This is a genomic window from Chitinophaga sp. LS1 (genome assembly GCF_034274695.1).
Classification (GTDB): domain Bacteria; phylum Bacteroidota; class Bacteroidia; order Chitinophagales; family Chitinophagaceae; genus Chitinophaga.
Genome location: NZ_CP128362.1, coordinates 2,048,939 through 2,069,274 on the forward strand (window position 1 = coordinate 2,048,939; position 20,336 = coordinate 2,069,274).

General features: G+C 46.0%; 19 protein-coding genes. 9 read left to right on the forward strand and 10 right to left on the reverse strand.

Annotated features, from left to right (window positions below):
* Window positions 1-7 precede the first annotated feature (7 nt).
* Entirely contained in the window at window positions 8-1,114 is a 1,107-nt protein-coding gene (locus QQL36_RS08490; protein WP_321569520.1) for a DUF2891 domain-containing protein, read from the reverse strand.
* A 3-nt stretch (window positions 1,115-1,117) separates the two neighbouring features.
* Window positions 1,118-2,368 carry an NAD(P)/FAD-dependent oxidoreductase gene (locus QQL36_RS08495; RefSeq protein WP_083725126.1) on the reverse strand — a complete coding sequence of 417 codons (1,251 nt, stop codon included), beginning with the start codon at window positions 2,366-2,368 and terminating at the stop codon, window positions 1,118-1,120.
* A 67-nt stretch (window positions 2,369-2,435) separates the two neighbouring features.
* Here QQL36_RS08495 and QQL36_RS08500 point away from each other — a divergent pair, with 67 nt between their 5' ends.
* Entirely contained in the window at window positions 2,436-2,747 is a 312-nt protein-coding gene (locus tag QQL36_RS08500) for a YbaB/EbfC family nucleoid-associated protein (RefSeq protein WP_321569521.1), read from the forward strand.
* Window positions 2,748-2,965: 218 nt separating this feature from the next.
* Entirely contained in the window at window positions 2,966-4,090 is a 1,125-nt protein-coding gene (locus QQL36_RS08505; protein WP_321569522.1) for a tetratricopeptide repeat protein, read from the forward strand.
* Here QQL36_RS08505 and QQL36_RS08510 read toward each other — a convergent pair.
* Both QQL36_RS08510 and QQL36_RS08515 read right to left on the reverse strand, forming a co-directional pair.
* Window positions 4,076-4,729 (reverse strand): DUF2306 domain-containing protein, encoded by a 654-nt coding sequence (locus tag QQL36_RS08510; RefSeq protein WP_235643898.1) that lies wholly within the window; start codon window positions 4,727-4,729, stop codon window positions 4,076-4,078. The genes QQL36_RS08505 and QQL36_RS08510 overlap by 15 nt on opposite strands.
* Window positions 4,730-4,746: 17 nt before the next feature.
* Window positions 4,747-5,487: a hypothetical protein gene (locus QQL36_RS08515; RefSeq protein ID WP_321569523.1), complete on the reverse strand. Its 741-nt coding sequence runs from the start codon at window positions 5,485-5,487 to the stop codon at window positions 4,747-4,749.
* Window positions 5,488-5,619: 132 nt separating this feature from the next.
* Here QQL36_RS08515 and QQL36_RS08520 point away from each other — a divergent pair, with 132 nt between their 5' ends.
* The gene (locus tag QQL36_RS08520; protein WP_143708921.1) at window positions 5,620-6,204 is read left to right on the forward strand and encodes a hypothetical protein; all 585 of its coding nucleotides are present in this window, start codon (window positions 5,620-5,622) and stop codon (window positions 6,202-6,204) included.
* Between the two features lie 42 nt (window positions 6,205-6,246).
* On the opposite strand, the gene obgE is transcribed toward QQL36_RS08520, so the two are convergent.
* Both obgE and QQL36_RS08530 read right to left on the reverse strand, forming a co-directional pair.
* Window positions 6,247-7,248 carry a GTPase ObgE gene (gene obgE, locus QQL36_RS08525; RefSeq protein WP_083725136.1) on the reverse strand — a complete coding sequence of 334 codons (1,002 nt, stop codon included), beginning with the start codon at window positions 7,246-7,248 and terminating at the stop codon, window positions 6,247-6,249.
* Window positions 7,249-7,361: 113 nt separating this feature from the next.
* Window positions 7,362-7,934, reverse strand: coding sequence for an adenylate kinase (locus QQL36_RS08530; RefSeq protein WP_072365842.1), 573 nt, complete (start codon window positions 7,932-7,934; stop codon window positions 7,362-7,364).
* A 406-nt stretch (window positions 7,935-8,340) separates the two neighbouring features.
* Between QQL36_RS08530 and QQL36_RS08535 the strand changes: the two genes are divergently transcribed.
* Complete coding sequence (locus QQL36_RS08535; protein WP_321569524.1) at window positions 8,341-11,313, forward strand: glycoside hydrolase family 3 N-terminal domain-containing protein; 2,973 nt, start codon at window positions 8,341-8,343, stop codon at window positions 11,311-11,313.
* A gap of 136 nt (window positions 11,314-11,449) precedes the next feature.
* Here the strand turns inward: QQL36_RS08535 and QQL36_RS08540 are convergent, their stop codons facing one another.
* On the reverse strand, window positions 11,450-11,872 hold the full coding sequence (locus tag QQL36_RS08540; protein ID WP_083725140.1) for a hypothetical protein: 423 nt from the start codon (window positions 11,870-11,872) through the stop codon (window positions 11,450-11,452).
* Window positions 11,873-12,025: 153 nt separating this feature from the next.
* Here QQL36_RS08540 and QQL36_RS08545 point away from each other — a divergent pair, with 153 nt between their 5' ends.
* Both QQL36_RS08545 and QQL36_RS08550 read left to right on the forward strand, forming a co-directional pair.
* Complete coding sequence (locus QQL36_RS08545) at window positions 12,026-13,072, forward strand: COX15/CtaA family protein (RefSeq protein WP_083725142.1); 1,047 nt, start codon at window positions 12,026-12,028, stop codon at window positions 13,070-13,072.
* 145 nt (window positions 13,073-13,217) lie between these two features.
* Window positions 13,218-15,464, forward strand: coding sequence for a patatin-like phospholipase family protein (locus QQL36_RS08550; protein WP_083725144.1), 2,247 nt, complete (start codon window positions 13,218-13,220; stop codon window positions 15,462-15,464).
* Here the strand turns inward: QQL36_RS08550 and QQL36_RS08555 are convergent.
* Window positions 15,427-16,506: an alpha/beta fold hydrolase gene (locus QQL36_RS08555; protein ID WP_235643906.1), complete on the reverse strand. Its 1,080-nt coding sequence runs from the start codon at window positions 16,504-16,506 to the stop codon at window positions 15,427-15,429. The genes QQL36_RS08550 and QQL36_RS08555 overlap by 38 nt on opposite strands.
* A 100-nt stretch (window positions 16,507-16,606) precedes the next feature.
* Here QQL36_RS08555 and typA point away from each other — a divergent pair, with 100 nt between their 5' ends.
* From typA to QQL36_RS08570, 3 genes are all read left to right on the forward strand, one after another.
* A complete protein-coding gene (gene typA, locus QQL36_RS08560) occupies window positions 16,607-18,421 on the forward strand; it encodes a translational GTPase TypA (RefSeq protein WP_083725146.1) in 1,815 nt (604 codons plus the stop codon).
* A 61-nt stretch (window positions 18,422-18,482) separates the two neighbouring features.
* A complete protein-coding gene (locus QQL36_RS08565; RefSeq protein ID WP_179091195.1) occupies window positions 18,483-18,650 on the forward strand; it encodes a hypothetical protein in 168 nt (55 codons plus the stop codon).
* 48 nt (window positions 18,651-18,698) lie between these two features.
* The gene (locus QQL36_RS08570; RefSeq protein ID WP_083725148.1) at window positions 18,699-19,097 is read left to right on the forward strand and encodes an META domain-containing protein; all 399 of its coding nucleotides are present in this window, start codon (window positions 18,699-18,701) and stop codon (window positions 19,095-19,097) included.
* On the opposite strand, the gene QQL36_RS08575 is transcribed toward QQL36_RS08570, so the two are convergent.
* A complete protein-coding gene (locus tag QQL36_RS08575) occupies window positions 19,094-19,519 on the reverse strand; it encodes a VOC family protein (protein WP_321569525.1) in 426 nt (141 codons plus the stop codon). The two genes, QQL36_RS08570 and QQL36_RS08575, sit on opposite strands and share 4 nt — an antisense overlap.
* Window positions 19,520-19,564: 45 nt before the next feature.
* The gene (locus tag QQL36_RS08580) at window positions 19,565-20,281 is read right to left on the reverse strand and encodes a helix-turn-helix domain-containing protein (RefSeq protein ID WP_083725152.1); all 717 of its coding nucleotides are present in this window, start codon (window positions 20,279-20,281) and stop codon (window positions 19,565-19,567) included.
* Between the last annotated feature and the right edge of the window lie 55 nt (window positions 20,282-20,336).

Below are 20,336 nucleotides of genomic sequence, written 5' to 3' on the forward strand. Positions count from 1 at the left end.
AAAGGAATTAGTTATTCTCGACAGTCAAGGCATACACAGCAAAGGATGCCAGCCAGTGTTCACCGGCGTAATCGCCGCTGGCTACATGTGGAATAGCAGCTTCCAGGTGCTGGTTGGCCAGTGCCTGAATGGCGGCGCTATTCTTTCCTGCATGACGGGCAATACCGTAGAGGCACCATGCACGGCTCAGGTTCAGACCATCCAGGTGTACCAGTTTACCATCGGTACGATCTTTTACCTGTGCTATAGGAAACAGCGTGATATTTTTAGCAAACAGTCCTGGCAGGAATTCCTGTATCCAGGTCTGGTATTGTGCAGCTGGCAGTATTCTCCACATCAGGTCTGCTTCTTCCAGGCAGGGTGAGAGAAAGTCGTAGCCGCCCGGTTCATAGCTGACAGGTCCGTTTTTGTCCGCCAGATAGAAACGGGTAGCAGCTGCTTTAATCGCATCCTGCAATGGCTGATCTTTCGCAGTTTCCGCATAATCCCATGCCAGGCAAAGGCCAAAGGCCAGGTTGGTATGTTCTCCTACACGGATGGGGTACATCAGTTTCCCCAGGAAGTCGATGTAGGCTTTGGAAAACTGGGTAGCCAGTGGTTGTACATTGGCAGCCAGCTCCCGGCCTTCTGGTGAGTTCCAGGTAAGCAGTTCTCTTTGCAGTTGTAGCAGCCAGCTCCAGCCATAGATGCGTTCAAAACCTTTGTTCTCTTTGTTGGTAAACAGTTTTTGTTCCTGCAGAATGTGTTCAGCAGTGAGGTTTTGTTGCAGTTTGGTCAGGATCAGTTCGTGCTGAGGCAGGGCAGGGAAGGATTTGAGTAACCTTACCAGCATCCAGTGACCATGCACGCTGCTATGCCAGTCGTAGCAACCATAAAAGGCAGGATGGTAATTCCGCGGGTTGGTCACCAGTGAGGTATCGGTAAATACCACACCTGTTTTGTACGGAAACTCCAGCTGCATACATTTCAATGGCAGTTTGGATAGATGAGCAGCACCATCGATGGTGAGTGCCAGATGACCCGCACTGTTGTGCGTATAGAGCGGCTGTTGTGCAAAAGCAGTAGACATAAAAGTACTGATTAAGAGTGCACCCAATATGATGGACTTCTTCACGTGTTATCTGTTAAGCAGTAGTTTGAAATAAAAGGATGGTTTGGTGAGTCGCTTGCGCAGGTCTACCTCATAGAACATGCAGGAGAGGAGTTCCTGCAGTTGTTTGTTGCGGCTGCTCACTTTCATGAGCGTGTTGAACAACCATGGGTAGCGGATCAGCTTTTGCAGGCGGTGACTCAGTTTCAACTCAGGTCCCATCACACGGTATACTTCTGAATCGTATTTGGCCAGTTGGGCAGCGGAGAAATTATTCGCCTGCAGTGCTTCGTTTGCCTGTATGGCAGCTAAGCGGCCGGAGTAGAGCGCATTGCCGATACCTTCGCCAGTGAAGGGATCAATCAGGTAAGCAGCGTCGCCAACCAGCATATAGCGCTCACCATGCAGTACGCGTACTTTACTACCCAGCGGCAGACCATAACCTTCGATGCTGCTGATCAGTTCTGCGTCTTTAAAGCGCTCTTTGAATACCGGATCATTTGCGATAATATCCAGCATTTCCTTTTTCAGGTTGATCTTCTTTTTGCGTACCGCTTCGCTGAGAATACCTACGCCTACATTAACTTCGCCATTGGGCAGCGGAAAGACCCAGAAGTAGCCTGGGAGCAGGCTTTTCAGGAAGTGCAGTTCTATGAAGTTGTCAGGATTATTGCCGCTTACGTTTTTGTAATAGGCACGGATCCCTGCTACGTAGTGATTCGGCTCCATGGTGATACCAGCTACTTCTTTAGTAAAAGAAGAGTGGGCGCCATTGGCAATAATGAGCAGCTTAGCTTTTACCTGGAACCCGCCTTTGTTGCCGCTTACGAGGTAGCCATCTTCCAGCAGTTCGTATTTATCAACGTTTACATTTTCGTATAAACTGATTTCTTTGCGACGTTTGATTTCGTCTACGAGGAAGTTGTCAAAGTCCATGCGTTTGCACACATAGCCGATGGGAGTTTCCTTGTGACCATCGTTCTGGCTGTTGTAGTCGGGGCGATAGCCCACATCCAGGCTATGACGGCCGGGCGATACGAAGGTAACACCCCAGCTGTTTACTTTGAATTCAGCCTCTTTGAGGCGGGTTGCAATGGCAGGGTCGATACGGTTAAGCGCCGTGATTACTTTTCCACTCAATCCATCTCCACAAACCTTATCACGGGGAAAAACAGCTTTGTCTACTACTACACATTCAACGCCGAGTTGTGCAAGTTGCAGTGCTGCTGCGGCACCGCCAGGACCGGCACCAATAATACATACTTTGGATTCCAACATGCTGGTGATTTAGGGTGTTAAGATAAAGAAAAGTGAAATATCTTCGCGGGCTAAAAATCATCCTACTATGTTTGATATGTTTGGAAAGCTGCAGGAAGCGCAGCAAAAAATGAAAGAAAGTAAAGAACGCCTGGCCCTGATCACTGTAGATGGTGAAGCTGGTGACGGTGCGGTAAAAGTAACCGTGACTGGCAACCGGGAGGTGAAAAGTCTGGAAATCGCAGAGAGATTGCTGGGAAAAGATCATAAAGAAGAGCTGGAAGACCTGGTGATCACGGCGCTGAACCGTGCGCTGAAGGCAGCAGAGAATACCTGGGAGTCTGAGATGAAAAGTGTGGCAGGTGGTATGCTGGGCCCGCTCGGAGGGTTATTGGGGTAATAGTGAAGCTATAGTGCCATAAGGTCACCAATAGACCACCAAAAGATCACCAAAAGGGCACTTCAATATCCCTGGGATATTGAAGTGCCCTTTTGGTGCCCTTTAAGTACTATGATGATACCGAAGACGTGATATGTTTTGATTGTGGTTTACCCCTTTATTAACCCTCTCGTATTATAAAAATCTTACATTATCTTTAGCTTATAAAGAACTCTCGTATGCGTCAATTGTTATTGTTTGTAACAACAGCCACTTTATTTGCCTGTAACGGGCCCTCGGAAAGCAAAAAGGGATTGTCATCTGATGTTACATTGACAGATCGTAACCTATATTCAGCCGATACTGTAATGATGGTGGCCAATGCAAATGCAGGTAAGAACAAGGAAGCAGACAAACTGTTCCTGCAAGCCATCGATGTTTATCGCAACAAAAAAGACCCGTCTCAGGCGGTAGCTCTCTTCAAAAAATCCATCCAGGCACAGCCACAGGCAAAAGCCTACTATGAAATGGGGAATGCCCTTGGCGATATCGGTGAACTGAAGGAAGGATTACAGTCATATGATATTGCGGATATACTGGACTATAAACCGCTGAATAAACTGCTTTATAACAAAGCCTGTTATTATTCCAGACTGGGTGACCAGGAAAAGGCGAAAACCTATCTCATATCAGCCATCGAATTTGGTTATGGCAATATTAAAAACCTGCAAAAGGATCCGGACCTGAACAATCTCAGAAAGGAAAATGGATATGCATTCAACGACATGATCCTGACGGCCATGTCCGGGGCGACTGATCCGGATAAACTGCAATGGGCGGTATTCAGCCATGAATTTGCGCAGGTAAAATTCCCCTTGTTGCTGGATATGAAATATGCTTCTAATATGACGGAAGATAGAATCATTTCTTATGACAATGAACGTTATGTACCAGAAATGCGTGACTATGCATTTTCAAGGGAAGTAGGTGCTGAATATTACAGGGTAGGGCTGGTCAAAGCCAATGATAGTAATCGCACGCTGATCTATGGCGTAGTTGATGAAATGGGGGGTAATACACTACCTGTGTACTACATTGCGAGCTTTAACAACAAAGGCGTATTGATCGATAAATTGCAAATTGGTGGTCAGAAAATCCTGAAAGATCCTTTCAAAATAGCAACGATCAATGCAAACTATGATATCGAAGTTGCCAGCTTTCAGCTGACGTACGAAAAGGATCCGGATAAGGAAGGTTACGACGATAATAAGATCAGGGAACAAAAGGCATTGGGAAAAGATACTTATGCCATCAAAGAAGACGGTCATTTCGTGAAGAAGGATATGGTGCTAGGCATGCGTTAATTCCTTTTTGATCGGGTAAATTTTAGCCAGCTTTCTGATGATCAGTTCTGCAATGAGCAGGTTCAACGTCCAGCTTAACCAGGCAATGAGAATATAGGAAGCACGTGGGTGGATGTGAATATTGAACACATCTATCAGGTAGGCATACAGGCGTAAGCTGACTGCCGAAAGTGTGAGGGCATAGCTCCGGAGCATCATGGCGCCATGTGACATCCATTTATGTTGTCTGGCATAATACCAGCCCATTGCGGTGGTATACATCCACAGAAGCGCGAGGATGACGAAACTGATACGTGCCGGCATGCCGCCATTCGCATAGAACGCCATTACTAAACCACTGGGGCCACTGAAACACAGTACCACCCCTGCATATATTGTCCCGGACCTGCGATGCAGGCCGGGATATTTTTTTATCACATACCAGCTGAATTGCAGTAGCCCGGTGAGCATGACTACAAAGCTGATGAATACATGTACATAGAAGCTGATCCGCCATGGACGGATATGATATACCCGTTGCTTGGTCATCAGGAAATCGGTGTACCTGTTCATAGCAAGATAGGGGATACTCAGCCTGATGAGCAGCCAGGTCGCAAACAGGATGCCGGCGGCTAATAAGGTGATACCCCCTTTCTTCAATATGTGCCGTGTGTTTATCAAGGTCCGGTCCAATAGCGAATGCTGTCAGTACTTTCTACTCCGGTCAGGAAGCGCTCGTCGCCTTCCCCTTCGAATTGAATAGAATAAATAGTGGCTGGCAGCGTAATGTCATTTCTCTTTTCCCATGTTACCAATACAGAATCACCTTTTTGTTCCCAGTTACCTCTTACAGTGATCATTTGCTGGGCAAAAGTTGAGTCACTATGCATTTCATAGTAGTTCAACGTACAGCTACCATCTTTTGCAAAGAGGATATCCCGGTGATCTCCGGCTAATGGATAATCATATTCGAAGCTAATGCCGTTACCTCCTGTCAATGAAACTTTTGCCAGGTCAAATGTTTTAGCTTTCAGGCTGGAATTATTCAGCGGCGTCCATTTGCCATTTCCTTTGCGATCATTGACAGAAAAGTGGATGGTGAACTTACCATCGTATGGATGATCGCCTGGTTCACTAAGGGTTACATCGAAATCGTTATCTACAATTTTATAACTGCCGCTTACATTACGACGAAGGCCATTGAGCACATTATAACCGGCGAGGTGGTTATTTTTTGCATAGTTGATGGTGATATAAATCTTTTTACCGTCGAAATCACCTTTATATAGTCCGATTAAACTGTCAGCCTGGTTTGAAACGGCTACTACAGTGCTATCCGAGACGGGGGGCGAAGAGGTTGACGACTTACAGGCGCAGAATATTGCGGCGATAAGACAAACTTGGACTAAGTACTTCACAGGGTAATTTTTTGTAAAGTAAGGCAAAAAAATTTAGTGATGAAAGAAGAGGCAATTCGTATATTTAGTTGACGTGATAATCCAAACCCCTACATCCCCATTTTAAATTTATAACAACCAAAATTTCTGTACATGAAACGAATCTTCTGTTCTGTTAATGCAATCCCTTTGTTAATGGCCATCGCCTTTATTGTATCCAGTTGTAGTAAAGAAGGAAAGACTGGTCCCCAGGGAGAAACAGGTACTACCGGCGCTACTGGTGCCACAGGTCCAAAGGGTGATGCCGGTACCGCAAATGTTATTTATTCTGACTGGCTTACAGTCGCTTTTTTGCCAGATACCATTCATAATACCGATGGTACGATTGATACCCTGGGTTTTTATGCTGACCTGGATGTACCTAAGCTGGACGATGCCCTGATCAGTACCGGCGAAATGAAAGTGTACCTGAATTTCGGGTCAGCGGCCACGCCTATCGTGACACCATTGCCCTATCTGAACATCTATTCCAGTTGGAATATTACGGCTACCTTCTTTACGGGAGGCATTGAATTGTATTCGAATGGTGATGCAGGTACCTGGACGGATGGAAGCGGAAATGTCAGGTGGCAATACAGATACGTGCTGATTCCTGGTGGTACGGAAGCGAGGAAGGCAAAGACCGTGGATATGAGTGACTACAAGGCGGTAAAAGCCTGGCTGGGGTTAAAAGATTAAAAGAAAAAAGCGCTTCTGCCAGTGACAGAAGCGCTTTTTTTATTATACAGTTTTTGTATTCAATGCATTCCACAACATATCTTTCAGCTGTGGCAATCCCTGTTGTGTAACCGACGAAATGAACACATGCGGTACATCTTTAGGCAGTTCTGCTGCAATAGCCTCTTTCAGCTCATCGTCCAGCATATCGCTCTTACTGATAGCCAGCAGGAACTGTTTATCCAGCAATTCAGGATTATACATCTCCAGCTCATTCACCAGGATATCAAAATCCTTTCTGTGATCGGAGCTATCTGCCGGAATGAGGAACAACAACACGGGGTTTCTTTCGATATGTCTTAAGAAACGGTGTCCTAATCCTTTCCCTTCATGCGCACCTTCAATGATCCCTGGTAAATCTGCAATACAGAATGAACGATCATTTCTATATGCTACCATCCCCAATTGTGGGGTCAGGGTTGTAAATGCATAATCTGCGATCTTAGGTGTAGCTGCTGTGATAGTAGAGAGCAGTGTAGACTTTCCTGCATTTGGAAATCCTACCAGACCTACATCTGCCAGCATTTTCAATTCCAGCGCTTTCCAGCCTTCTGTGCTTGGCATACCGGGCTGTGAGTACTCTGGTGCCTGGTTAGTAGCTGATTTAAAGTAGGCGTTACCACGACCACCCTGGCCACCTGGTATCCAGATCACTTCTTCCCCGTCGTGGAGTATTTCTACTTCCAGTGCCCCGGTTTCCTCGTCAAAGGCCTGGGTACCTAATGGAACCTCGATGATCACATCTTCACCATTACGGCCGGTGCTGTTATTGTCCCGCCCGTTACCCCCATCTTCTGCGACTACGTTCTTGTACCAGCGCAGGTGTAGCAAGGTCCAAAGCTGGGAATTGCCTCTGAGTATGATATGGCCGCCACGACCACCGTCACCGCCATCAGGGCCGGCTTCAGGGTTGTATTTGGTACGCATAAAGTGGGCGCTACCGGCGCCGCCTTTACCCGATTTGACGGATATCCTGATATAGTCAACGAAATTGCCTCTTTCCAATGTGGAGCGATTTATTTATAAATTTAAAAACGCAAAGATCGTGAAGTTCATCCACTTTACATGGATGGTTACTTACGATCTTTGCGTCTAATATGATAAGATCAGCCTGCTGATTAAACTTTTTCTTCTACCAGCGGGTCGATTTCTTTGCTTAAGCGAGCGAAAATTTCATCAACAGTACCTTCACCATTCACTTTCTTAAACTTGCCGAAACGGGCATAGTGGTCAGCTACAGGAGCGGTCTTGTTGTGATATTCTACGAAACGCTCACGGATGGTTTTTTCATTATCATCCGGACGCTTTCTGGCCAGCAGACGCTGTACCAGGTTATCTTCATGTACCTCCAGAGAGAGTACGTTGGAGATAGCGGTCTTTTTCAGGTCCAGCAGTTTGTCCAGTGCTTCTGCCTGGGCAGTAGTACGTGGAAAGCCGTCAAAAATAAAACCTCTTGCTTCCGGATTGGCTTCGAGTTTCGAACTGATCATACCAATCACAACAGCATCCGGAACCAGTAGTCCCTGGTCCATCAGGCGCTTTGCTTCCATGCCCAGGGGAGTCTGAGCAGCAATCTCTCCACGCAGCAGGTCACCAGTAGACAGGTGAATCAGCCCGTATTTTTCAATCAGGTTCGCACTTTGTGTACCCTTACCGCTACCGGGAGGGCCAAATAGAATAATATTGACCATGTGTTTAAAAAAACTTTAGCAAGATTGCAAATATAGCAAACAATTGAATGTATAGGTAACAAAAATTACCCTTGCTTGAATAACATGAAATATTTAAGAAAATCTGTAGATATGTTTTAATGATTTGCTGGAAATAATGGATTATTTTTAAGCAGATTGTTCCATAACGAAGAAAAAAATGGTTGTTCGAGGGTCATAGTCGAAAGATATTTTATTATGTTTAAGGATTACAGGTCATTTGTTCCTACCTCTTCATGTAAATATAAGTATTTATACTGCCGCTTTACAGCCGTGAATCTGTAGGGTAGCATAATAATTGGGACTCAAAATTTAATTAGGGCGCACCTCCCTGGGTAGGGAGATAATTTCCCGTATGATAACTTTTTTATTGACAAGCAGAAAGACTATGAAGCAGTTACTGATCTTAGGACTCTCCGGATTATTTTTAGCAGGCTCGGCTCATAAACCAGCCACGCCACAAAATGGTCCGGTACCAAAACTATTACAGGCAGACGCTGCCGCTACGCATTGGGTGGACAGTGTATTCAAATCACTCAACAACGATGAGCGTATTGCTCAGCTTATCATGATCAGGGCACACTCTAACCTTGGCGCCGATCATGTCAGGAAAATCGCCAAAGACATCAAAGACAACAAAGTTGGTGGTCTGATTTTCTTTCAGGGTGGCCCGGTACGACAGGCCCTCCTCACCAATTACTACCAATCTATTTCCCAAACTCCACTCATGATCGCCATTGATGGCGAATGGGGCCTTGGTATGCGGCTCGACAGCGTGATCAGCCTGCCCCGCAACCTCATGATCGGTGCGGCACAAGACAGTACCCTCGCTTACAGGGCTGGTAAAGTACTTGGTCAGCAATGCCGCAGACTGGGCATACATGTAGATTATGCCCCGGATATGGATATCAATAATAATCCTAACAATCCTGTTATCAACGACCGTTCTTTCGGGCAAGATAAATATCAGGTAGCCCGCATGGGTGTGCAAATGATCAAAGGCATCCAGGATCAGGGTGTGATGGCGGTGGCCAAACACTTCCCCGGTCATGGTGATACTGATACAGACTCTCACCTGGATATGCCGGTGATCCGCAAATCCAGGGCACAACTGGATTCGCTCGAATTATATCCGTTCAGACAAGCCATAGATGCAGGCGTAGCCAGCATCATGATGGCGCACCTGTACATTCCTGCCATCGACAGTACGCCTAATACGCCGACCTCCATTTCGCACAAAGCGGTAACTGACCTGCTCAAAGGCGAATATGGCTACAAAGGCATCGTCATTACCGATGCACTTGAAATGAAAGGTATCGCCAAGTTTTACTCCGGTGGAGAAGAAGCTGCGAGGTCGCTGGTAGCTGGCAACGATATGCTTATGCTGCCTTCTACGGCGGAAGGAAGTGTAAATGCGATAAAAAGAGCGATTCGTCGTGGTGAAGTTACCTGGGATGATGTGAATGAAAGAGTGAAAAAAGTGCTGCTGGCCAAATATAACCTGGGTCTGAATAAGCCACAGGTGGTAGAAACGGCCAATATTGCTGCAGATCTGAATGCAGTAACCGATACCCTGATCAGGGATATTGGCCGCCAGTCGCTGACGTTGCTGAAAAATGATAATCAGTTGATCCCTTTCAAACCACATACACCTGGCAAAGTTGCTGTGATAGCCGTAGGCGCAGATGTGAACAACACCTTCCTGCAAACTATCAAGGCCACCCGTCCGGATGTAAATTCATTCATCTTCACCTCCCGTCAGTCAGAAGCACAGGTTGCACCGATCGTAGAAAGGCTGAAGAAAGAATTCCAGGCAGTGATCATTGGTGTACACAACTACAGCCGCAGACCTGCTTACAATTTCGGTATCAGTTCTGCAGAGCGCTTGCTGGTACAACGTCTGCAACTGGAAATGCCGTCTGCTACCGTTGTATTTGGTAATCCCTATGCAATCCAATATTTCTGCGATGCACCTACGATCGTAGCCGCTTACGAAGATGATGATTCTACACAGAAAGCGGCAGCACAACTGCTGTTTGGACAACTGATTCCAACAGGTCGTCTGCCTGTGACTGTATGTCCGAACTTTGCGTATGGTACTGGTATTGTACCAGCTACAACGCCACCGGCCATTGCGCTGGAACCACTGGAAGAAGTGGCGCCGGGCAAAGTAGGTATGAATGCTGCGACATTGTCAAAAATTGATAAACTGATTGCAGATATGATCTCCAAAGGTGCTGCGCCGGGCTGTGAAGTACTGGCGATGAGAGATGGCAAAATCGTATATAACAAAGCATTTGGTAACTACAACTATAGCAGCAATGAACCAGTTACACATTCCAGCATCTATGATCTGGCTTCTGTGACCAAGGTCTGTGCAACCACGGTCTCTGTTATGAAATTGTATGATGAGGGAAAACTGAGTCTGGATGCAACATTGGGTGATTATCTGCCAATGGTGAGAGGGAGTAATAAAGCGGGGTTGAAAATCAGGGATGTGCTGTTGCACCAGGCAGGTTTAGTATCATTCATACCATTCTACCAGAGTGTGCTCATGAGTGGTGGTGCACCTGATACAGCGTTGTTCCACAGCTATGCAGACTCTGTGTATTCAAAGCGGGTGGCGGAACACCTGTACATGAAAGATACTTACATAGATACCATGTTCCAGAAAATTCTGGACAGCCCGCTGAAACCACAGCAGGGATATGTGTACAGTGATAATGATTTTATCTTCCTGGGCAAAGTCGTAGAAGCCATCACTGGTCAGAAACTGAACCACTATGTGAGAGAAACTTTTTACGAACCACTGGGCATGACTACAACAGGATTTAAGCCGAGAGAGCGTTTCCCGCTTTCAGAAATTGCACCTACAGAGAATGAGCGTACATTCCGTATGCAATGGATCAGGGGAGATGTACATGATCCTGGTGCTGCAATGTTTGGTGGTGTAGCAGGCCATGCCGGTTTATTTTCCAATGCAGAAGACCTGGCTGTACTGATGCAGATGTTACTGAATGGCGGTAGCTATGGTGGTAAGCGTTTCATCAAAGAAGAAACGATCAGATTATTTACTGCTTACAACAGCAATATCAGCCGTCGTGGTTTAGGCTTCGATAAGCCTGAGAAAAACAACGGCAAACATGGGGAAGCATATCCTGCCAAAAGTGCTTCTGCACTTACCTTCGGCCACACCGGTTTTACAGGTACCTGTATCTGGGTAGATCCGGCATCTAAGCTGGTGTTTATCTTCCTGAGCAACAGGGTATGTCCTGCTGGCGGTGACAACAAAAAGCTGATCACCATGCATGTAAGGGAAAATATAATGGAAGTGCTGTACGAAGCAATGAATGAGAAGTAGTGCCTGGCGTAGAGCCCTCTGAATAGGAAGGCTCTACGTGCACATACATATATACATACGATAGGGATCTCTCATAAGTTAGGCAATAGAGACAACTGAGGTATGCACAATTGCGCCACTCAGGTGTCTCTATTTTTTATTGGACAGAAACAGTTCTGTTGATGCTGGTTTCGGTTCTGATACCGATTACTTTTTCTGCCAGGCGGGTTTTACCTCTTCTGATTTCGAAGGTATAAGAACCATCCTGCAGGTCTGCCAGGTTAAAACGGGCTTTATAAACCAGTGTTACCGGCAGTGATTCCTGATGCAAAGTAGTGTTGTTGGCATCCTTGATGCTCAGGATTATTTTGTCGCTGCCTGGATTTTCTACGGTTACGCGAAATACCAGTTCACTTCCTGTTACCTGTGCCACATCCAGTTTGAAATCACTGGAGGCGGTCGGCTGTTCGGTGTTGCCAGCAGTTGTTTTTACTTTGTTCAACGCAAAGTCCTGGGCTACAGCAATAGATTGGCTAAAAAGGATAGTAGCAATAACTGCTAAAAATTGTATGTGTTTCATACAAAAGTTTGTTTTTATGTTTTGATGTTTTCAGGGTCCCTTTTGTCGCCGCAAAGATCAGGAGGTTTTGTTAAGAGAATATTATGGAGATGTTAAGAAAGCATTACTAATGTCATATCTCAAAGTACTAACTTTGCCATCGATTTTTGATTTATGGAAAGACTGACAACACAACAGCAAAGGCCGGTAGCGATCTGGTTATATATAGGGGTGGGTATGCTTATTATTCAGGTATTACTGGGCGGGTTGACCCGTCTCACAGGTTCCGGCCTGTCTATTACCGAATGGCAACCCATATTGGGCGCATTTCCTCCTATGAATGAAGCGGCCTGGCAAAAAGCCTTTGATCATTATAAAGAAATCGGGCAGGCGAAGTATGTCAATAATCATTTTACATTATCAGATTTCAAAGGAATTTATTTCTGGGAGTGGTTGCATCGTGACTGGGCCCGCCTGATGGGATTAGTGTTCGCTGTAGGGTTTGTCTACTTTTTAATAAAGAAAAAGATAGATCGTTCTATGATACGCCCTATGGTGATCCTGTTTTTATTAGGAGGATTACAGGGGGCTATTGGCTGGATCATGGTGAAGAGTGGACTGAATGAAGAGAACCTATATGTAAACCATATACGATTGGCCATTCACTTTCTGGCAGCATTGTCTCTACTGGTATATGTGTTGTGGTTTGCCCTCAGGTTGAGTACGCCGGTGAAGGAAATACTGGTAGCACCCGGATTGAAAAAACTGAATGCATGGTTGCTGGGTTTATTGACTGTACAGCTGTTCTTTGGTGCATTGATGGCGGGATTGCATGCGGCGCTGGCTGCGAGCACCTGGCCGGATATCAATGGGGTGTGGGTACCGGGTACTATGTTTACACAGGGAAATTTTTTAGAAGATCTGACGCACAATACGCAGACTATTCATTTTGTACATAGAAACCTGGCTTACCTGATTACGATCCTGGTTGTGATCTGGTGGTGGAAGGCTGCATCTGAAACACCAGATCATAGTCTGCTGCAAAGAATTCGTTATCTGCCACTGCTGCTGGTATTGGTACAGGTATTACTGGGGGTGCTCACATTGCTGGGTAGCCAGATCCACATTCCTATTTTGCAGGCGATATTACATCAGTGTGTAGGCATGTTGTTGCTATTGGTATTGGTGTGGACGTATTTTCTGAGTTACGGAAAAAAATAATTTTTAAGATTAGCCGGCCACAGGCCTGTTTCCCATATGACACTCGTTTTTGCAGAAGGCAGAAGCGAGTGTTTTATTTTCTATCGGCACCTAATTTGTAACCATATTACAATTTTTCGTAAGTTTAGTTGTAATTGCGTTACGGATGAAAGTGAAATATCTGCCGGTCAAATTTTTCTATTCTTTCCCGATCCAACTATTGTTGCTCCACTTCCGGAAGTACCAGGTACTGCTCATATTCTGGGCAATCTTGTTCAGTACCATCAATGGTGGCTTCGCAAAGGTTTTTGGCGGCGATGCACTTTATCTCGCACCTGAATATCTGGGACAGGTGAACTTCTATAGCACCACGATACTGGGGCTGGCCACCGGTTTGTTTACAATGAGCTGGAACATCACTACTTTCATTCTGCACACAGGCCGTTTTAAATTTCTGGCTACTACTGCTCAGCCATTCTTTAAATATTGTCTCAACAATTTCGTCGTTCCCGTTGCATTTATCATCAATCTGCTGATACGCTCGTGGGAGTACCAGCGTTATCAACAACTCAGCAGCGTAGCCGATATCATGCTGTTGACAGAAGGCTTCATCTGTGGATATTTGTTCGTCATCTTTTTCTCTTTCTTCTACTTCTTCAACGCCGACAAAAACATTGGCCGCAGGCTGGAAAAGAAATTCGGAACACCCCGCAACTTCCTTAAACTGGTACTGAAACCCACCCAGGAAAAAGACGAAAACGCACTCCCCGTTACCAACTACTTTAATTCCCCCTGGCGAATTCGTCGTGCCAGGAATGTAGATCACTATAATAAGCATTACCTCGACAGCATTCTTAAGCAGCATCACTATGCCGCGATGATCACTGTGGTCTGCGCCCTCTTCTTTCTGGTAATGCTGGCGTACATGATGGAGTATCCATTCTTCCGGATACCCGCGGGTGCGAGTGTGATGATCTTTTTTGCATTCCTCATCGGCATCGCAGGTGCATATGCGTACCTGTTACAGAGTTGGGCAATTCCATTGGCACTGGTACTGATGGTTGGCATGAACTGGATGGTAGAACATGACCTGCTGGATAACCGCAATAAAGCATACGGATTGAACTACAAGCAACATGATCAGCGACCTGAATATAGTACCGTTGCGTTGCAGAAATTCTTTTCTGATCAGCGCATGGCAGATGACAAAAAACAAACCTTACAAATACTAAAAGCGTGGCGTGCACAGTTCCCCGCGAACCAGCGTCCCAAGCTGATCGTACTAAACTTCAGCGGTGGCGGATTGCGCGCTGCTACCTGGAGTATGAATGTATTGCAACGACTGGATTCCATCATGGGGGGGCAGCTCATGAACCAGACGGTATTGATGACAGGCGCTTCAGGCGGCATGATCGGTGCGACTTACTTCAGGGAATTATACCTGGAAAGAGAGAATGGCAGAAGTCTGAATCTATACGACAGCAGCTTTACTGAACGCACCAGTCGCGATCTGCTCAACTCTATATTCACGGCCATGTCCGTGAATGATTTTATTACTCCGTGGCGCAGTTTTAAGATCGGCGATAACCGCTATGCAAAGGATAGGGGATATGCATTTGAAATGCAGCTGAATGTGAATACTGATTATGTGCTTTCCAAAACAATCGGGGAATATAAACAGCCGGAACTGGAAGGGAAAATTCCGATGCTGATCTGGAACTCTACCATCAATGCAGATGGCAGAAGATTGATCATCTCACCACAACCGGTGAGTTACCTCTGTGCACCCGCATACCCAAAAGGAAAACAAGCCTGGCAGGATGTGGATGGGGTAGACTTTGCGCAGTATTTTGTAAAGCAGAACCCCATGCAGTTAAGAGTGACGAGCGCTATCAGGATGTGTGCTACTTTCCCTTATGTACTACCCAATGTATTTCTACCCAGCGACCCAATTGTAGATGTGATGGATGCCGGTATCAGGGATAATTTCGGGCAGGATGTATCGATGCGTTACCTGTATACATTCAGGGAGTGGATCAATGAAAATACCAGTGGGGTTATATTTGTTCAGATCAGAGATACGCGTAAGAACGATATTCGTCCGATCCGGAAAACGAAGGTATTGACGGACCTGATGTTTGATCCATTATTCACCATGCAGCAGCATTGGAGCTCGATGCAGGACTTTGGGCAGGATGATAAACTGAGTTACCTGGAAGGTTATTTCCCTGTAGGGTTTCACAGGATTATACTGCAATATGTACCCCAAAAAGAAGATAAGGCGGCAGCCCTGAGCTTCCACCTTACCTCCCGTGAAAAAATTGATATTGCCGGGGCATTGGATAATCCTACCAATCAGGCTTCATTTGATAGTATCATGAACCTGATAAAAAAGCCAGCACCGGTTGAATAAACTGTGGGAAAGCCTGGATGTGAGGCAGGTGGCCTACATCCGGGATCGTGACCAGTTTACAGTTCGGAATTCTTTTACTGATCTGCGGACCTAATACCGGGTAGTTGCCCAATGTTTTTCTCACTTCTTCAGAGGCATTGGCTTTGCCAAGCGCGGTACGGTCTTTCAAACCAATGATGAGCAGGGTAGGTACCTTGATATTTTCAAACTCATAATATACCGGTTGGGTAAATATCATGTCGTAGGTGAGGGCATTGTTCCACGCTACGCGTTTAGCATCGGGACCTTTGGTCCAGCCAGCCAGTACGATCGCCCATTTATCATAGGCCGGTTTCCACTGACCGCCGTAGTAGCCATCCAGCTGATATTTTTTGATTTTTTCATAGTCCTGGGCCAGTTCTCCCTGATACCATTTATCTATGGACTGGTAGGGTACCTTTATTTTCCAGTCTTCCAGCCCGATGGGGTCTTCGAGGATCAGTCTTTCCACCACATCAGGGTACATTAAAGTAAAGCGGGTCGCCAGCATACCGCCCATGGAGTGGCCGAGTACGGTAACTTTGGAGAGGTGTAGGCTATCCAGCAGGGCTTTGGTGTTCTGTGCCAGCAGCTGGAAGCTGTATTGCAGGTGTGCTGGTTTTGACGATTTACCAAACCCAACCTGGTCAGGCATAATGACCCGATAGCCATTTTCGCCCAGTTTGGCAGCAGTATTATCCCAGTATGCTGCCAGGAAGTTCTTGCCGTGCAGGAGTATTATGGTCTTGCCATTGGGTTTGGCTGGTTGTAGGTCCATATAGGCCATGTGTACCAGCTGGCCCTGAATTTGTAGTTGAATAGTATGTACCGGATAGGGGTACTGAAAAGTGGTGAGTTCCGCGTCCATGGCGGGTATTTCCTGTGCCAGGGCGGGCGCCTGAAAGGCGCCAAATAGAAAGGCCGTTAAAATTGATCTGATGAGCATGGTTTCGTCTATTAATATGAATAATAATAATAGGTTCGGCGCAAAAGTAATGCCGGTGCGGGTGCGGTCAAAGATCACAATTATTTAAAGGGATTTCCCCACATTTTCCACAATTTGTTATAACTTTGCGCCTTCTTTTGGCTGGAAACCAGCTAGCCGAAGTCAACTAATTTGATTTATGAATATCCGTAACATAGCAATTATTGCGCACGTAGACCACGGTAAAACGACCCTGGTTGATAAGATCCTCCATTCAACCAACGTTTTCAGGGCTAACCAGGAAACAGGTGAATTGATCATGGATAACAACGACCTGGAAAGGGAGCGTGGTATCACCATCTTAAGTAAAAACGTTTCCGTTGAGTACAAAGGGGTGAAGATCAACGTGATCGATACTCCAGGCCACGCCGACTTTGGTGGTGAGGTTGAGAGAGTACTGAGAATGGCTGATGGTGTGATCCTGTTGGTGGATGCCTTTGAAGGCCCAATGCCACAGACACGCTTCGTGCTGCAAAAAGCGCTGCAGCTTAACCTGAAGCCTATCGTTGTTATTAACAAGGTAGACAAGGCGAACTGCCGTCCTGATGAAGTACATGACTCTGTATTTGAGTTGTTCTTCAACCTGGATGCAACGGAAGAGCAGCTGAACTTCCCAACCTATTATGGTTCAGGTAAGAATGGCTGGTTCAACGATTCAATCACTCCTAGCGAAGATATCACGCCACTGATGGATGGTATCCTGACCTATGTGCCAGAACCTAACATCGCTGAGGGTACTTTGCAGTTGCAGATCACCTCTCTGGATTACTCTACCTTCCTGGGCCGTATCGCTGTAGGAAGAGTAGCGCGTGGTTCCATCAAAGAAAACCAGCCAATTTCCCTGGTTCAGACAGATGGTACTATCAAGAAGTCCCGTGTTCGCGAACTGTATATCTTCGAAGCACTGGGTAAAAAGAAAGTAACCGAAGTAGCGGCAGGTGATATCTGTGCGGTAGTAGGTCTGGAAGAATTCGGTATTGGTGATACGATCGCTGATTTCGAAAATCCGGAAGCATTGCCAGTTATCAGCGTGGATGAGCCGACTATGAACATGTTGTTCAGCATCAACAACTCTCCATTCTTCGGTAAAGATGGTAAGTTCGTAACTTCCCGTCACCTCCGTGACCGTCTGGTTAAAGAAACTGAAAAGAACCTCGCATTACGCGTAGTAGATACTGACAGTGCTGATAGCTTCCTGGTTTATGGCCGTGGTATCCTGCACTTAGGCGTACTGATCGAAACCATGCGTCGTGAAGGATTTGAGTTGACCGTAGGTCAGCCTCAGGTAATCCTGAAACAAGTAGATGGTAAGAAATGTGAGCCATATGAAAACCTGGTTGTAGACGTACCTCAGGACTTCGCCAGCAAGGTGATTGACCTGGTTACCCGTCGTAAGGGTGAAATGCTGGTCATGGAAACTAAAGGTGACATGCAGCACCTGGAATTCGAAATTCCTTCCCGTGGTCTGATCGGTCTGCGTACGCAAATGCTGACTGCTACTGCTGGTGAAGCTGTAATGGCACACCGTTTCATTGATTATAAACCATGGAAAGGTCCAATCCCTGGACGTAGCAACGGTGTTCTGATTGCTAAAGAAGCGGGTTCTACCACTGGTTATTCTCTTGATAAACTGCAGGACAGAGGTTTCTTCTTCGTAGATCCAGGAGAAGATGTGTACAGAGGTATGATCATTGGTGAAAACAACAAGCCTGGTGACCTGGTAGTGAATCCTAATGAAGGAAAGAAACTGACCAACATGCGTGCAAGTGGTACTGATGGTGCAACCAACATTGCTCCTAAGACGCTGATGACTCTGGAAGAATGTATGGAATACATCCAGCAGGATGAGTGTATCGAGGTAACGCCTAACCACATCCGTATGCGTAAGACCATCCTGGATGAGGAAGAAAGAAAGCGTTTCCAGAAAACCATGAAAGCTGATGGTGTAGCTTAATTTTAATATTAGTTCCAAGTATATTAGTGCCGTCCCGCCATTAGGTGGGACGGCTTTTTTTATGCAGTTACCATTTTTTGATGAGCCATCCGGACATGTGATTCCCTTGCAGGATGGGGAATTGCTGTATTATCCTCACTTTTTTGCCAGTGAGGTAGCGGATAATTATTTCCGGTTATTGATGGACCAGATTGACTGGAAACAGGAGGGAATCATACATTCAGGGTGATAAAATCGATGGTTTGATTTTTGATTTTCTATTAGAAAATTCAAAGTTATGATAAGCAAAATTACCCTGGGGCTGGTCGTTCTCATGGCTTGTACCTCACTCAAAAAGATACCGGATCTGGGTGGCCACCGTTGGGGCCTTGTACAAATGCAAAATGAAAAACCGGATTCATCGCCGGTCTATATACAGTTTGATACCACTGCACACCGTTTTAGTGGTAATGCAGGTTGCAATAAGATGTCGGGTAATTATTCCGCTACGGGCAAGGCATTGACGTTTGAGGAAGTCATCAGTACCCGTATGGCTTGTGTGGATACCAAAGCGAATGAAAGGGAAAGCCAGTTGCTCCGCTTACTGAACAACCACACATATGCATATGATATAAACGGAGCGACCTTGCAACTGAAAGACAGTGGCAAGGTCATTCTGACGTTTAAAAGCTTTTAGGGCAGGATAATATTGTCTTTTTCATCCAGCTCCCAGAAAGGATTATGTGCTACTTCAAAAAGGAACCCGTCCTGGTCCCTGAAATAACCGCTATATCCACCCCAGAATACTTCTTCAGCTGGCTTTACGATCTCTGCTCCGGCATTGGCAGCCTGTTCTAGTACGCTATCAACCTCCGCTCTGTCTTTTGCATTGAGTGCCAGTGAAAATGCAGGAAATCCACTGCCTTCTTCGGGTACATTGGCATCAACAGCCAGTTCTTTTCGGCCAAAGAGCGATAAGACCATTCCATTTAACTGGAAAAAGGCGACACCATCCTGGCTGGCGGAGGAGCGCTTCCAGCCAAGTCCGTCTTCAAAAAAAGAAATAGATTTTTGCAGGTCTCTTACACCCAGGGTTACCAGTGTTAGTTTTTGTCGCATGTATGTGAATATTAGAATATAAAGGTAATCGCTGAAGACCTGCCGCTATTTGTATAAAAACGACAAATATTCGCTGGGGGCTTCACCGGTAATATGCCTGAACTCCCTTGTTAAGTGGGCATGATCGTGATACCCGTAATTGAGTGCAAGTGACAGTAAATTAGGTGAAGATTGGTTTTTCAACGCGTTTATTGCACTTAAACAACGCACGATGCGTGAAAAGGTTTTGGCGGATGTACCAACCTGTTGCAGGAAAGTACGTTCAAAATTGCGGGGGCTCATATTGACCTGCGCTGCGAGTGTAACAGGAGAGATATTGCCATGACTGGATTGTATAGCACTGATGGCTGCCTGCATACGTGTGGGTTGATCAGGCAATGCTTTTAACAGACAATGGGAGATGGCCTGTAACCGATTGTGGCCTTGCATTACAGCTTCCTGCAATTGACGGACTAAAGGAAGCGACAGGTCATCGCCCTGAATATGCTGATCTGTTAGTAACTGCATGGGAAGGCCTGCAAAAGCAGCCATACCGGCTGGTTTGAAGCGAATACCTAACAGTCGCGCCGCTGATAATATATGGGCATCGTGATAAGTGGTCATGGTGCCGACAGCCTTGACACTACCATCATCCAGGTTAAAAATGAAATCAGCACAGAGATCGGGAAGTATGCGGGATACGGCCGGACCGTAAGTAGTGACGATCCAGTATGCGTCTACATAAGGCGCTAAAAGGGCGGGGGGAGAATATTGTGCATACACAGCGCAAATTTATTGAATTCAGGTCTGCCGAAGGCAATTGAACCTACAAAAAAAG

What these genes read in the sequence shown, in the direction of transcription:
- QQL36_RS08530 (WP_072365842.1), bottom strand. Translation starts at nt 7,934, where the DNA reads ATGGTCAATATTATTCTATTTGGCCCTCCCGGTAGCGGTAAGGGTACA.
- QQL36_RS08550 (WP_083725144.1), top strand. Translation starts at nt 13,218, where the DNA reads ATGAAAGTGAAATATCTGCCGGTCAAATTTTTCTATTCTTTCCCGATC.
- QQL36_RS08540 (WP_083725140.1), bottom strand. Translation starts at nt 11,872, where the DNA reads ATGAAACACATACAATTTTTAGCAGTTATTGCTACTATCCTTTTTAGC.
- QQL36_RS08495 (WP_083725126.1), bottom strand. Translation starts at nt 2,368, where the DNA reads ATGTTGGAATCCAAAGTATGTATTATTGGTGCCGGTCCTGGCGGTGCC.
- QQL36_RS08565 (WP_179091195.1), top strand. Translation starts at nt 18,483, where the DNA reads ATGCAGTTACCATTTTTTGATGAGCCATCCGGACATGTGATTCCCTTG.
- QQL36_RS08500 (WP_321569521.1), top strand. Translation starts at nt 2,436, where the DNA reads ATGTTTGATATGTTTGGAAAGCTGCAGGAAGCGCAGCAAAAAATGAAA.
- typA (WP_083725146.1), top strand. Translation starts at nt 16,607, where the DNA reads ATGAATATCCGTAACATAGCAATTATTGCGCACGTAGACCACGGTAAA.
- QQL36_RS08570 (WP_083725148.1), top strand. Translation starts at nt 18,699, where the DNA reads ATGATAAGCAAAATTACCCTGGGGCTGGTCGTTCTCATGGCTTGTACC.
- QQL36_RS08505 (WP_321569522.1), top strand. Translation starts at nt 2,966, where the DNA reads ATGCGTCAATTGTTATTGTTTGTAACAACAGCCACTTTATTTGCCTGT.
- QQL36_RS08535 (WP_321569524.1), top strand. Translation starts at nt 8,341, where the DNA reads ATGAAGCAGTTACTGATCTTAGGACTCTCCGGATTATTTTTAGCAGGC.
- QQL36_RS08545 (WP_083725142.1), top strand. Translation starts at nt 12,026, where the DNA reads ATGGAAAGACTGACAACACAACAGCAAAGGCCGGTAGCGATCTGGTTA.
- QQL36_RS08520 (WP_143708921.1), top strand. Translation starts at nt 5,620, where the DNA reads ATGAAACGAATCTTCTGTTCTGTTAATGCAATCCCTTTGTTAATGGCC.
- QQL36_RS08575 (WP_321569525.1), bottom strand. Translation starts at nt 19,519, where the DNA reads ATGCGACAAAAACTAACACTGGTAACCCTGGGTGTAAGAGACCTGCAA.